Source organism: Salinimicrobium sp. CAU 1759 (genome assembly GCF_054482715.1).
The window spans coordinates 78,332-92,499 of sequence record NZ_JBTLRK010000002.1 but is presented as its reverse complement, the minus strand read 5'-3'; the positions used below and the strand labels follow the sequence as shown (position 1 = coordinate 92,499).

The 14,168-nt window shown below is 42.0% G+C and carries 13 protein-coding genes and 1 riboswitch; of the genes, 7 read left to right on the top strand and 6 right to left on the bottom strand.

Annotated features, from left to right (window positions below; translation table 11 throughout):
* Positions 1-26 precede the first annotated feature (26 nt).
* The 4 genes from ACXYMT_RS11450 to ACXYMT_RS11435 are packed head-to-tail and all read right to left on the bottom strand — an operon-like array spanning position 27 to position 2,054.
* A complete protein-coding gene (locus tag ACXYMT_RS11450) occupies positions 27-560 on the bottom strand; it encodes a DUF4252 domain-containing protein (RefSeq protein ID WP_459059254.1) in 534 nt (177 codons plus the stop codon).
* Position 561: 1 nt separating this feature from the next.
* The gene (locus ACXYMT_RS11445; protein ID WP_459059253.1) at positions 562-1,086 is read right to left on the bottom strand and encodes a DUF4252 domain-containing protein; all 525 of its coding nucleotides are present in this window, start codon (positions 1,084-1,086) and stop codon (positions 562-564) included.
* 19 nt (positions 1,087-1,105) lie between these two features.
* Positions 1,106-1,558, bottom strand: a complete 453-nt coding sequence (locus tag ACXYMT_RS11440; protein WP_459059252.1) for a hypothetical protein — start codon at positions 1,556-1,558, stop codon at positions 1,106-1,108.
* Positions 1,539-2,054 carry an RNA polymerase sigma factor gene (locus tag ACXYMT_RS11435; protein ID WP_459059251.1) on the bottom strand — a complete coding sequence of 172 codons (516 nt, stop codon included), beginning with the start codon at positions 2,052-2,054 and terminating at the stop codon, positions 1,539-1,541. The genes ACXYMT_RS11440 and ACXYMT_RS11435 overlap by 20 nt, the downstream gene beginning before the upstream one ends.
* Before the next feature lie 130 nt (positions 2,055-2,184).
* Between ACXYMT_RS11435 and ACXYMT_RS11430 the strand changes: the two genes are divergently transcribed.
* Both ACXYMT_RS11430 and ACXYMT_RS11425 read left to right on the top strand, forming a co-directional pair.
* Entirely contained in the window at positions 2,185-3,633 is a 1,449-nt protein-coding gene (locus tag ACXYMT_RS11430) for a S41 family peptidase (protein WP_459059250.1), read from the top strand.
* Positions 3,634-3,707: 74 nt separating this feature from the next.
* Positions 3,708-5,219 carry a S41 family peptidase gene (locus tag ACXYMT_RS11425; RefSeq protein ID WP_459059249.1) on the top strand — a complete coding sequence of 504 codons (1,512 nt, stop codon included), beginning with the start codon at positions 3,708-3,710 and terminating at the stop codon, positions 5,217-5,219.
* 68 nt (positions 5,220-5,287) lie between these two features.
* Here the strand turns inward: ACXYMT_RS11425 and ACXYMT_RS11420 are convergent, their stop codons facing one another.
* Complete coding sequence (locus ACXYMT_RS11420; protein WP_459059248.1) at positions 5,288-6,355, bottom strand: YncE family protein; 1,068 nt, start codon at positions 6,353-6,355, stop codon at positions 5,288-5,290.
* A gap of 3 nt (positions 6,356-6,358) precedes the next feature.
* A complete protein-coding gene (locus ACXYMT_RS11415) occupies positions 6,359-8,191 on the bottom strand; it encodes a TonB-dependent receptor plug domain-containing protein (protein ID WP_459059247.1) in 1,833 nt (610 codons plus the stop codon).
* A 30-nt stretch (positions 8,192-8,221) separates the two neighbouring features.
* A riboswitch (cobalamin riboswitch) is annotated at positions 8,222-8,549 on the bottom strand.
* Positions 8,550-8,608: 59 nt separating this feature from the next.
* Here ACXYMT_RS11415 and ACXYMT_RS11410 point away from each other — a divergent pair.
* The 5 genes from ACXYMT_RS11410 to ACXYMT_RS11390 are packed head-to-tail and all read left to right on the top strand — an operon-like array spanning position 8,609 to position 14,167.
* Complete coding sequence (locus ACXYMT_RS11410) at positions 8,609-9,754, top strand: ABC transporter substrate-binding protein (protein WP_459059246.1); 1,146 nt, start codon at positions 8,609-8,611, stop codon at positions 9,752-9,754.
* Complete coding sequence (locus ACXYMT_RS11405) at positions 9,755-10,786, top strand: iron chelate uptake ABC transporter family permease subunit (RefSeq protein ID WP_459059245.1); 1,032 nt, start codon at positions 9,755-9,757, stop codon at positions 10,784-10,786.
* Entirely contained in the window at positions 10,750-11,592 is an 843-nt protein-coding gene (locus ACXYMT_RS11400) for an ABC transporter ATP-binding protein (protein WP_459059244.1), read from the top strand. The genes ACXYMT_RS11405 and ACXYMT_RS11400 overlap by 37 nt, the downstream gene beginning before the upstream one ends.
* Positions 11,593-11,622: 30 nt before the next feature.
* Positions 11,623-13,023 (top strand): DNA recombination protein RmuC, encoded by a 1,401-nt coding sequence (locus ACXYMT_RS11395; protein WP_459059243.1) that lies wholly within the window; start codon positions 11,623-11,625, stop codon positions 13,021-13,023.
* Between the two features lie 4 nt (positions 13,024-13,027).
* Complete coding sequence (locus tag ACXYMT_RS11390) at positions 13,028-14,167, top strand: serine hydrolase domain-containing protein (RefSeq protein WP_459059242.1); 1,140 nt, start codon at positions 13,028-13,030, stop codon at positions 14,165-14,167.
* Position 14,168 lies beyond the last annotated feature (1 nt).

Sequence of the window (14,168 nt, the reverse complement as noted above, 5' to 3'; positions counted from 1 at the left end):
GGCCTTTTTTTTATGTTATTTCTGTTCTAATCTAAGAAGCCGCCAAGTTGTGGCAAGCCTGCAACATCAAGCTCTCCATCATCAAAAGATTTCAGGAGACGGATCAAAGCTTCAGGATTCATTTTATTTCCTGTGAGACGGGCAATTCCAAAGCCTTTTTCATCATCACTCCCAAAGACAATCAACTCATCTATAGCATCCTCTTCCCCCAGGTAATAAAGTTCTGCTTTCTTAGTACCTCCGCCGTAGCGCATTAGCTGCTTGTACTTGTCGGCTTTTAAAATGGCGGATAATCTTTCCTTCTCGGTTTCATATACTTCCTTGTTCTCCTCTTTTAAAGGAAAGCCAAGAATATTGACCTTTTTAATAGTCTCCAAAGTCGCTTTTTGTTCAGCATTTAGAGCAGAATTATTTCCCGTCAATAAACTTGCAGGAATATCAAAGGCCAGGTACTGGTTGTCGTTTTGGTGCTCCACATAAAACTCCTGTAGGGTGGTTTCATTATTACATGAAACAACCCCAAGGCTTAGTAGCACCAGTATTAAAACTGCTTTTTTCATTTTAATTTGTTTCTACTTTCTCCAATTCTTTACCTCCGGGAATTTTAAAATCGTTGGCAAGTTTGGAAACTTGCGCAAGATTGATCTCTCCAGTAATATTAAGGATCACAGACATGGGCTTGTTCTTTTCCTCTCCTTCCATGAACATAAACAACTGGCTCACGTAATCGTCATTTTTGCCGGGTTTGTAGTAGAACCTTACGGTCTTTCCATCTTCAGACACCCGCATTAGCTCTTCCATGTTTCCCTTCTTTATATAGGAGGCAACATCTGCAGCCATCTGCTTACGAATTTCATCTTTTGTGGTCGATAGAACCTTCATTTCCTTGAGGTTCTCGATAAGATCAATATACGCCTGAGTTTCAGGATCATCAGCATTTAGATCTATTTTAGTGAGCAGCTTAAACATTTTGCTTGTTACCACTACCGCATCTACTTCTTTCATGCTTTCATACTTATCAAAGTTTTGAGCACTACCAAGAAAGGGTACTATAAGTGCCAGTAAGGCTAAGGTCAATTTTTTCATGATTTTGATTTTAGGTTCTTTATTTTACAATTTTATTTTTGGTACTATTAAATTCTTCTATATAGCCAAGATCTTCTGTGCCGGAGTTCATATACATAGCCATCATTTCAAGGGCTTCCTTTGTCTTTTGCATGGCCAGTTCGGGATCTTCATAAGTTCCAAAATCCCCCACCTGGCTTTCCTGCTGAATCACAACTCCCAAAAGAATTACTATAGAGGCTGCAATAGCCACCCAGGAATAAACTTTTTTCCTTCCTTCGGAAAAGCGCCCGGCTTTAGGAGTATAAGAGACTTCTTTGCTGAAATGCTCGGTCCTGGCCTGCTTAAAATAACAGAACATTGGGATGTATTGCTGCAGGTGGGGAGCCACCTCTCCCGAATTAAAGTAGGCCTTTAGCCTTGCTTCCTCGGGCCCTGTGGTTTCGGCCTCAAAATAGCGATCGAGCAGTTTTTCAATTATTTGCGATTCCATAGCGGTGTCTTTTAATCATTTCCTCTTTTATTTTCTTTCGGGCTCTGCTTAATGCTACCCGTATAGCTGTTTCTTTCATCTGGGTCATTTCAGCGATCTCCTCATACTCATATTGCTCCACTTCCCTAAGCTGAATTAGTATCTTCTGTTGTTCGGGCAACTCAGCAATGATCTTTTGAACCCAGTTAAGATCATCCTGTACTTCAACTTTACGCTGCAAAGATGTTTCGCCACACTCATAATTACTGTGAACGATCCTAAGGTTGTTGTTCTGTTTCAGCTTAAGCTGGTCCAAACAATGGTTCTTAGTAACCGTCATGGCAAACGCCTCCAGGTTGTTATAAGAACTTAACTTCTCCTTGCGGCTCCACAATTTCATCATTACCTCCTGCGTTGCATCTTCGGCAGCCTCCTTTGAGACCAGTAGTCGCAAGGCAAGTCTGTACATCTTGTCCTGTACCGGTTTCATGAGACTTATAAAAGTATGCTGCTTCATTTTGGTTTGGTTGGCAGGGCTTTTTTACTGCCCCTTTCCTTTACGACGGATACAAATGAATTTTGTTACCGGAAAACTCAAAATTTTATTTTTTCAAGTAAATTTATAGGAAACAAAAGTTGCTAAAGCTATGAAATCTACCACAAACCTACTCTTATTGTGTTTCCTGTTGCTGCTCTTCAATTCCTGCTACGATGATCTTGATGATGTTATAAGGCCTGCAAGCGAGCTGGAAATCAAGAACTTTATATGGCGGGCTATGAACGACATATACCTCTACAAAGGAGATGTCCCCGACCTGGCCGACAATCGTTTCGCCACCCAGGAGGAACTGGATGAATTTCTCCAAACCTATTCTTCTCCCGAAGATTTGTTTTACCGGGGTTTGGTAGCCGATCAAGATGAATTCAGCTTTTTAGTATCTGATTACAGGGCATTGGAAAGATCTTTTGATGGCATTAATATTTCCAACGGCATGCAATACGGGATAATCGCGTACACCTCGACTTCCGAGGAAGTAGTGGGCTATGTGCGATATGTCTTGCCTAACACTTCAGCTGAAGAACAGGGTATCAAAAGGGGAGATCTCTTCAATACGGTAGACGGTGAACAGCTGACAAGAGAAAATTATTTCCGGTTACTCCAGCCGGCAAATTATACCATTGGTTTGGCGGAAATACAGGAACAGCAGATCGTATCCACCGGAGAAACCGTAATACTTCAGAAGGAAGAATACTCAACTAATCCCGTTTATATCGCGAAAACACTTGCAACCAAGGAGGGAAAGGTAGGATATCTTATGTATAACGGTTTTACCAGCACTTTTGATGCTGTTCTAAATGACACCTTTGCCATGTTTCAAGCAGAAGGAATTACAGATCTTATAGTTGATCTAAGGTATAACAGCGGCGGATCTGTAGAAACAGCAAATGACCTTGCGAGTATGATCACCGGCCAATTTACAGGAGAGATCTTTAGTAAGGAACAGTGGAATGATGAGTATCAAACCCTCCTTGAAACCACTGCCCCCGAAAGCCTCATTAACCGTTTTAATACTAATATAAGAACGGGAGCTGCCATAAATAGTCTCGGGCTGTCGAGGGTATATTTTATCACTACCCTAAGAACAGCATCAGCCAGTGAGCTTTTGATCAATGGCCTCAAACCATATATTGAGGTGGTGCAGATTGGAGAAAATACGACAGGGAAATTCCAGGCCTCCACCACTTTATATGACTCCCCGGACTTCAGAAGAAGTGGTGCAAATCTTAGCCACACCTATGCTGTACAACCACTTATTTATAAAACCTTAAATGCAAATAATGTGAGTGACTACGTAAATGGACTGGAGCCTGATATTGAAATAAGTGAAAATATTCGGAATTTGGGAGTTTTAGGAGATCCTCAGGAGCCCTTACTGGCGGCAGCTTTAGCTGTAATTTCCGGAGAAACTCCACCCGTAAACAACAGCAAACTCCAAATGGAAGTGTTAGGTGAAAGCCAGATGTACGACCCACTATACCAAAAGATGTATTCTGAAGATATTTTACCTAAAGCCGAATCACCTGTGTTAAATTAACAATTCCTTAGGTTTTTTCTTTTATAATATCCTTGATTAGATTAGTTTTAGCGACCATTTAAAATATGTTATACATGAAGAAGTTTTTTATGCCCCTTTTCCTCCTGGGAATATTTTTTACCTCCTGCTCCAAAGATGATGTCGTAGAAGAGGTTGAAGAAAAGAATGAAGAAGTTGAAGTAGTAGAGTTGACTCCAGAAGAACAGAGAGATCTCGATATTAGAGATTTTGTTTGGAAATCTATGAACAATATTTACCTGTACAAAGCTCAAATTCCTGAACTAGCCGACAATTATTTCGCTACTCAGGCCGATTTGGATAAATATCTTACAGAATGGGATTCTCCCGAGGACCTTTTTTACAGTGGTCTGGTCGCTGATGAAGACAAGTTTAGCTGGATTGTTGAGGATTATGAAGTACTTGAAAGTTATTTTCAGGGCTCCAGTAAATCCGCCGGGTTTAGATATGGTTTTGTTTATGCCCCAAACAGCTCCACTAAAGTTTTGGCGTACGTGATATATGTTTCTCCTAATGGCCCTGCAGAAAAGGCAGGACTTAAACGAGCAGATTATATCTCTAAAGTGAATGGAGTAGAAATGACCATTAATAACTACCAGGGTATTTTTAATTCAGATAATTTAGAATTAGGCCTCTCAACCATTGAAGACGGTTTTCTTGTCGATGTTGAAGAACCTGTAACTCTTACTAAGAGTGTTTTCAAAGAAAATTTCATTGCAGTTGAGAAGATCATCACTGTTGAAGGCATAAAAATAGGGTATCTGTATCTTTCGTCATTTCTTGGTGAGTTTGGAATTGATGATGCAAAGCTTAATGAAGCCTTCGGAAGATTTAAATCAGAAAATATTGATGAGCTAATTGTCGATCTTCGATACAACGGCGGTGGATACTCTGAGTTTTCAGCAGATTTAGCCAGTATGGTGACAGGACAATTCAATGGAGAAATATTCACTCAAGAGGTATGGAATAACGATTATCAAAGTTATTGGCAACAAAACAACCCGGAATATTTATATAGCCGCTTTAATAATGAAATAGGTAATGGAGAAACAATAAATAGTTTAAATCTTAACAGAGTATATATAATTGAAACCGGTAGGAGTTATTCTGCCAGCGAAAGTTTCCTGATTGGATTAGAGCCTTATATTGATGTAGTTCATGTTGGTAGTCAAACCGGGGGTAAATTTCAAGGTTCGGTCACCCTTTATGACTCGGAAGGACTTACAAACAAAAAGAATATAAATCCAAATCATAAATACGCAATTCAACCCCTAATTTATAAATTTGCTAACGCCAATGGTTACACCGATTTTGTAGATGGATTAGTTCCAGATATTGAAATTGATGAAGACATAAATAACCTGGGCCAGTTGGGAGATTTGAACGAACCTTTGCTTGCCAGAACAATTGAGGAAATTACAGGTGTCAGTAGCGTTTCTACCGCATACCAAAAGAAAGCTGATGAGAATTCTATCGATTTTCATATAATCCCCACAGAAGACGAGAAAGGCTTATTCATTAATTCAGATCATTCTATTACTCCTTTGCCTTTGATTTTTAAAGAGTAATATTTTAATTTTTACATATAAAAAAATCCCGCCTTACTGCGGGATTTTTTGTTTTCATTATTGAAAAACTATTCAGTGAAAAATGTACCATTTGGATTGATACCTGTATCAAATGTTTGCTGCAGGTTTCCGGTTGCGGCATCATAAACAAGAAGTTTTCCATCGCCAGTGAAATCGGCACTTGCAGAAGTTGCATAGATTTTTCCTTCATGAAGTTTAAATCCATAGAAATTGGCGATCTCCTGCATTTCAAAAATGGGTTCTGATGGTAGGCTTTCTTCTCCGGTGCCAAAGCTGTAAACCTCTTTTCCTATAGTATAAAAGACCTCACCATTCTCTACAACTAGGTTGGATGGATGCCAGGATGAAGAAGCATTACTGAATGTTTTTGCCACTTCTAAAGTAGAAAGATCTATTCTGCTTATTGTACCTGCCGTTTCTCCTGCCCAATCCGGGAAACCGGCACTGGAAACCCACAGGGAACCATTCTCCACCGAAAGACTATTTGGAACATCCCCTACTTCTATCACTTTTTCTACTTCATTCCCAGATATCACACTGATCTTATTATTGAAACTCCATCCGCCCTGGTGGGCTACAAAGATCCTCTCCCCTTCTGCCAGAATGGCTTCGGGACCTTCTTCCACACCTATTTTATCAAGAAAATCAAAAGTTCTCGCATCAAAAACAGCTACGTAATCATCTGAAGGATCTGACGCATCTCCCCAATTCGTCACATAGGCTAATCCCATTAAAAATGTGATTTTTCGCGGGTTTTCCAGTTCGGCGTCAATGGTGGCAACACTTGAAAATGTATCCCATTCCACAACCTCAATTGTATTTGAGACGTTGACCACTATGAAAGCAAGATCCTCGTAAAACCCGATATCTGAAGCTGTATCTCCAAGATCTACTCCATTTACTTCTGAAAATATATTATGGCTCACCTCTTCGGCAGCAGGATCGACGTAAGAGACAGTTGAATTCCCCTGTCCAAAAAGGCCTTCATTTAAAACAAAATATCCCTCCGAATAGGCTCCCGAATTAGCCGGAGCAGGTGTGTTGTCGTCATCTACCTCACAAGAAGTGAGAAGTGACAGGATAAGGAACAGACAATAATAATTTTTGATTTGCATTAGTTAAAATTTAAAAGTTAGTGTTGAGAAAAATGATCGACCTGGCATTGGCCGTGATGGCATACTTTGATAAGAGACATTAAATATATTTTGTACCTCAAGATCCAATTCCAGCTTTTTCCTAACAAGAGCATAGCCGATACCGGTATTAGCTACCATATAAGAATCAAGGGAATATTTATTATCTGAAGAGGTAAATACCTTCCCGTTATAAAGCATTTGAAAATAGCTGGAAAATCTTCCGAAACCGTATCCAGCAGAGGCCGTCACCTTGTGTTCGAGCACATAAATAAGTTGCTTAGCGGTTTTTTGGTCAAGCGCCTGAGTATACGCGTAGGTACTGCTAAAATTCAGGAGGTGACCATTCAGGTTCCTACTCCAGTCGGCCATTGCCTCCACCCCATAATTTCTGGCCTTCTCTGTATTTTCAGGTCTCCAGATCCCGTCTGTAGATGGCACCCAGCGCAGAAGATCTTCGGTATCAATAATATATGCCGAAAGTTTAAGTTGTAGGTTCGAGATCTGCAACTCCTGCCCCACCTCAGCCTGTAGGGATTTCTCCGGTTTCAGATCCAGATTGCCTCCACTCTGCCAAAAAAGATCATTAAAGGTTGGAATCCGATAATTGCGGGAGATATTCACCTTTACAAGATAATCTCCACTTACAGCATAGGAAGCCCCGGCTGAAAAAAGCAAAGGAGAATCATAGCGATCTGAAAACTCAGCTCTTGCACTTATTTCATATTTCAAGGGGTACAGGTTATGTGTAAAAAGCAACCCGGCAGAACCTGTATTCCTTTTCTGAGACCCCTGAAGATTAGTTCCTTCCCCGGCAGTGCTTTGATATTCCAGTAAAGCGAATATTTTCTTGTCGTAATTAAGGTCGTACTCAAGGTCATATTTTACAACCCCCGTCTTTGCTCTTCCATAGCTAAAGTTATCACTATTCCTGTTTTCAAAATATTTGTAATACTCATCCAGATAAGCCAGGCGCAAAGTGGAAGTAAAATCGCCGGAATAACTTTTCCATTCCAGTAAGTTTCTACTGTTAAGATCTTCATATTTACTCCTGGAAGGAGCAGTAAGTGTGCCCGAAAAACCTCTTTCCCCATCGTAGTAGCTGGAATAGAATCTAAAGCTGTTACTGGAATTTAGCAAATAAGCTACAGCCGCATTTATTCCGGTATTGGAATAATCTCCATTCTCATTGTTTTTTTCTGAATTGGGATAAGGAAAATTATTCTGACTGTCATGCCGGGCAATATTGAGCTGAAGGCTTAGCTTTTCTGTAGAAAATTCGGAATCAATATTTGCGAACCAGGTGTCAAAACTTCCATATCGCAGCCGGACCTCATTATTAAAATCATTGTTAAACCTGAAGCGGTTGTTTAAATGCACACTACCCCCAATTGCTCCGCTGCCATACAGTACACTTCCCCCACCCGCTCTAATTGCAACATGCTCATATCCCGATGTGAGGATGGTATTAAAATCTGTTTGCCCTGTAAATTGAGAATTAATATTGATCCCGTTCCAAACCACAGCAGTCTGGGAAGCCGTAGTTCCCCTGAAAGAAGCAGAAGCTACCATTCCCGGCCCATTCTCCCTGAAGTAGATCGGACTATTAAATTTCAAGACAGAAGTAAGTGTCGGCGGATTTTGCTGCAGTACAGAGTCATTTAAAACCTGAACAGTGTTGGTCTCAGAATTACGAAACAGATGCACATCGCTCAGCACCACTTCCTCCAGATAGTTGACAGAATCGAGCTGACTGTATCCTGTGAAGGAACAGAGTAGCAATAGAAATAAAATGTAGAAGACGCTTTTTTTCATCATCCGCAGGCTTTTTTCCCGAAAGCCAAAGGTTTTAATTGCTGAAAATTGGCAGGTCTCCTGGCTCGCGTCCCTTTGTTGACCTTCCCATCCTAATAACTATGCGGACAGTGGTATGAAGCGTACAAAAGGCATTCCGACACATCGGAACTAAGCTTACAGTTGCGGGAACAGCTCAGGCTTATTTGAAGGTAGATTTTAGAAGTACGAAGTAAGAAGTATCCTCTTAATCTCTTCAGAAGTTAAAATAATTGGTACTTCGTACTTCTTATTTCTAACTTCACCTGATTCCCTTTTAATCGATGTCTTTTCTTTCTGAAAAACTTCAGAAAACAATCGAACCAAAATTTCATTGCGAAAATAAACAATTCAAATCTTCCGCCTCCATTAATTTTAAATAATCTTACTTTTGAACTGCCAATGAGAACCATTTCTTACAAGATCGTCCTGTTGCTTTCCATCCTCTTCCTGGGGTGCAGATCTGAAGACAAGCAGAAAACACCACTTTTGACCCGTGAAGGCGAAGAGGTTGAGGTGAAATACGCTTCGGGATTGGATATTGTTGATTTTGGAGATCATATGATCATCACGGTCGAAAACCCCTGGCCAAATGCCGACAGGACTTACCGATACTTATTGGCCCGGGAAGGAGCAGATGTACCCCAGGATGTAAAATTTGATGAAAGGGTTCAGGTTCCGGTAGAAAAAATGGTGGTCACCTCCACTACTCATATCCCCTCCCTTGAAATCTTAGAAACTGAAGGTTCTCTCGTTGGATTTCCCGGTCTTGATTATATTTCATCAGAAAAGACAAGGAAACTTATTGCTGAAGGAAAAGTAAGGGAGCTGGGAAAAAATGAAGCTCTAAACACCGAAAATCTACTCGATCTGCAACCCGATGTGGTAATTGGCTTCTCCATTGACGGAAGCAACAAAAGCTTCAACACGCTCCAAAAAAGCGGAATTCCCGTGGTCTTTAATGCCGATTGGACTGAAAGTTCTCCATTGGGAAAAGTGGAATGGATAAAATTCTTCGGAGCATTTTTCGGAAAAATGGAGCAGGCAAATGCTTTTTTTGAGGAGGTAGAACAGAACTACTTATCTGCAAAGGAACTCGCAAGAAAAGCTGAAGAAACCCCTACAGTGGTGGCAGGCTCTATGTACAAAGATCAGTGGTACCTTCCCGCAGGAAATTCATGGCAGGCACAGTTCATTAAAGATGCCAACGCCAATTACCTTTTTGGAAACACAGAAGGAACCGGAAGCCTTTCCCTCTCTTTTGAAACTGTTCTGGCAGAAGCTGCTCAGGCCGATTTTTGGGTTGGTCCGGCGCAATTCACAGCCTATGAAGAACTAAAAAGTGCCTCTCCGCATTACACCAGGTTTAAAGCCTTTGAGGAGCAGAACATCTACACCTTTTCGAGCGAAAAAGGGGAAACCGGCGGAGTTGTTTTTTACGAACTCGCCCCTATGCGTCCCGATCTTGTTTTGAAAGATCTTATCTCCATTTTTCATCCGCAGTTGCTTCCTAATTACACCACCACCTTTTATAAACCATTGGACTAGTTGGAAACCACCCGCTCTTATACCGCTGTGCTTTTCCTCCTCCTGGGAGTGACAGTGGCGACCTGGTTTCTCAACATTAGCCTTGGATCTGTTAACATCCCTTTTAAGGAAGTAATTGCTGTTTTGTTCTCTTCGGAAACAGCTAACGAAAGCTGGCACTATATCATTACAGAATATCGAATCCCGAAAGCACTTACAGCAGTTTTGGCAGGCTCGGGGCTTGCCGTAAGCGGAATGTTGATGCAGACCATGTTCCGGAATCCTTTGGCTGGGCCTTATGTTCTGGGACTAAGCAGCGGCGCCAGTTTGGGAGTTGCAATCGTGCTCATGGGAGCAACATTGTTCGGTGGTGTTGCCGGCAGCATCTTGTTTTCAGAATGGGGCCTGGTAATCGCTTCCAGTTTAGGGAGTCTGCTCGTGCTTTTGGCCGTTCTATTGGCTTCAGTAAGGCTAAAAGATACCATGGCCATCCTTATTATCGGACTCATGTTTGCCAGCCTCACCTCGGCCGTTGTCAGCGTGTTGTCATATTTTAGTCCGGCGGCGCAGTTACAGCAGTACGTTTTCTGGTCCTTTGGAAGTGTGGGTGATCTAAGCTGGAGCGAACTGGGTGTACTCGGCCTTTTTTGGCTTATTGGAACTTTAATAGCACTCTTCAGCATAAAGAACCTCAATTCGCTACTACTAGGAGAACAGTACGCCCGAAGCCTGGGAATGAATATCGGGAGAAACAGGTTGTTCTTAATTATTTCAACCAGTTTACTGGCAGGAAGCATTACTGCCTTTGCGGGTCCAATCGCTTTTGTAGGATTGGCAGTTCCACACCTTATACGGCAGGTAATTCCCGTGAATGATCACAGGATCCTGCTGCCGGCGGTGATTCTCGGCGGAGCAATTTTGATGTTGTTATGTGATATGGTAGCACAACTTCCGGGAAGTGAGCACACCTTACCCATAAATGCTATAACTTCCCTGGTGGGAGCACCAGTGATCATATGGCTCCTGGTAAGGAAAAGAAAATTCCTCTTTTAAAATTCAGCAGCATAGAAACAGGACCGAAAAATATCATTTTAAAGACTGAAGACCTCAACATTGGTTACAGTAAGAAGCAACAGGAGAATGTAGTTGCTTCAAATATTAATATGGCCGTTGAAGAAGGTGAACTGGTAGCTGTTGTTGGAGTTAACGGCGTGGGAAAATCCACTTTTTTGAGGACCATAAGCGGAGTGCAACCCGCGCTTTCAGGAATGATCAGTATAAGTGGTCAAGACAGGGATAATATTCCGCCGGAAAAGCTGGCGACAATGATAAGCCTGGTGTTAACAGAGCAGCCACTGTCAAAAAATCTTGGAGTAGCCGAACTGGTAGCTTTGGGTCGGCAACCTTACACCAACTGGATAGGCAGCCTTACGGAAGAGGATCGTAAAATGGTAAAAAATGCATTGTCTCTTGTCAGGATCGAAGACCTGCAATTCAAGAAGTGCTATGAACTCAGTGACGGCCAATTGCAAAAAGTCCTTATTGCACGGGCCCTGGCGCAGGATACCCCGCTCATGATCCTCGATGAACCCACTTCTCACTTAGACATGTATCATAAAGCTCAGGTTCTGAAATTGCTGAAAGATCTGAGCCTGTGCACAAATAAAGCGGTGATCTTTGCCACTCACGAGATCAACCTCGCGCTTCAGCTTTGTGATAAGATCATTTTAATGAAGCCGGGCGAGGTAGTTCAGGACAGCCCCCAACAGCTTATCCAAAAAGGGCACTTTGAGAGCATCTTTCCGGCAGACCTTATTGTTTTTGACAGGAACACAGAATCCTTCAGAATAAAAACCTGAAAATACTATCTTTGAGCAAACCTGCTCCTCATGACCGATCCTATCCTCCTCGCAATCTCCTTCGGAATCCTCATTTTTGGAACCTTTGTGGGTTATTTGATCGCAAACTTCAGAAGCAAAAGTGTACAGAATGTACTCAAGGAGAGGAATGAACAGCTCAATAGTCAATTTCAGAATTATAAAGTCCAGCTACAGGAACAGGTACTTCAGCTGAAAGAACAGGCTAAGGAAGAAAAAGAGGCAATAAATAAGCAATTTTTGGATGCCTGTAGAGAACGGGAAGAAATAAGAGGCAAAAAAGACATTTTAAGCACCCAATTGACGGAGCGGAATTCGGAATACAAAAATCTTCAGGAAAAGCTTGAAGAACAAAAAGCTGAGCTGGGAAAACTTCAGGAGAAATTCAGCAAGGAATTTGAGAACCTGGCGAATAAGATCCTGGACCAGAAATCGGAGAAATTCACCAACATCAACAAAGAGAATATTGAGCAGATCCTTCAACCGCTTCAAGAGAAGATCAAGACTTTTGAGGATAAGGTGGAGAAGAATTCTAATGACTTTATTGAGCGGCATGCACAGCTGGGAAAACAGCTTCAGTATTTACATGAGCAGAACATCAAAATAAGCGAGGAGGCTAACAATCTCACAAAGGCTTTAAAAGGCGAAAATAAAACACAGGGCAATTGGGGAGAGTTGATACTGGAGCGGGTTCTGGAAAAATCGGGACTGGTAAAGGACAGGGAATATTTTCTCCAGAGATCTCACGAAACTGAAGAGGGAAAAAAGCTGCTGCCCGATGTTGTACTGCATTTGCCCGGAGATAAGCGAATGGTCATTGACTCGAAAGTTTCCCTTGTGGCTTATGAACGGTATGTGAATGAGGAAGACGAGGAAAAGAGAGGCAGGTTTTTAAAAGATCATTTGCGTTCGCTAAACAATCATATTCAGGACCTGAGTTCGAAAAAATATGAGGACCTCTACAAGATGGAGTCTCCCGACTTTGTGCTAATGTTCATTCCTGTGGAACCGGCGCTGTACCTGGCGCAGAATCTCGATAATTCTTTCTTTTATACAGCTTTTCAAAAGAACATACTTCTAGTTAGTCCGACCACTTTATTATCAGTTCTTCGGACCATTGACACTTTGTGGAGCAATGAGAAACAACAGCAAAATGCGTTAGAGATCGCTAACCATGCTGCTTCCCTATATCACAAATTCAAATTGCTTCTCGACGAACTTGAAACGGTTGGAAAAAGATTAAGATCCACAACAACGGCATACGATGATGCTATGAAGAAATTGACCGGGCAACAGAATCTTATCAAGGATATAGATCAATTGGAAGCCCTGGGGATCTCTCCAAAACAAAAATTGTCTCAAAAGTGGCTTTCCCGCGCAAATGGGGAGGACACACAAAATCAACTGAATTAATAGCATGAAAAAACTAAAGTTCTTCTATTTATTAGCAGTCTGCAGTATTACACTTACTCTTCCGGCCCAGGAAATTTATTTTCCTTCAGAAGATAAATGGGAAGAAAAACAGCCTTCAGATTTTAATATTGACCCTTCAGCGGCAATAGAGTTCGCCAAAAACAATGAATATTCAGAATCAAGAGACCTGCGGCAGGCGATCTTAAAAGGTTTTCAGCAGGAGCCGTACCATGAAATACTCGGCCCCACGAAAAGACGTGGAGGTCCTGCAGGAATGATCCTTAAGAACGGCTACATCATAGGAAAATGGGGAGATGTTGACAGGGTAGACATGACCTTTAGTGTAACCAAAAGCTTCCTGGCAACCACTGCCCTGCTCGCGCATCAAAAAGGCCTGATCAACAGCTTCAATGACCGGGTGGAAAAGTATGTTTGGGATGACACTTTTGAAGGACCACATAACAGCAAGATCACCTGGGAACATTTGCTGCACCAAACTTCTGACTGGAGTGGGCAACTTTGGGGCGGCTTTGACTGGGCCGACAGACCTCCTTCTTCGCAGAATATCGACCAATGGCGCGGGAGAGAACTCAAGGAGCCGGGAACTTCTTACAAATACAATGATGTAAGGGTAAATGTACTCGCCTACTCCCTGCTCAATGTCTTTAGAAATCCCCTACCCCGGGTTCTGAAAGATGAAATCATGGATCCAATTGGAGCATCGACTACCTGGCGCTGGTATGGCTATGAAAATTCGTGGGTAACTATTGACGGACTAAAAATGCAATCGGTAAGCGGGGGCGGTCATTCTGGCGGCGGAATGTTCATCAGCACAAAAGATATGGCTCGATTCGGATTACTTTACATGAACGATGGCAGCTGGAATGGCAAACAACTTCTCACTCCTGAAAGTATTTCGAAGGCAATGCGAGCTTCCAATGTCAACGAAAAATACGGATATATGTGGTGGCTCAACCGCGGAAAAGGCAACTGGAAGAATGTACCTGAACATGTTTTTTACGCTGCCGGATTCGGAGGGAATTTCATAGTCGTTGACACAGAAAATGATATAGTTGTTGTCACCCGCTGGTTAGAACCTTCTAAAATGGGAGAATTCATGAACCTGCTTTACCAAAATCTATAGA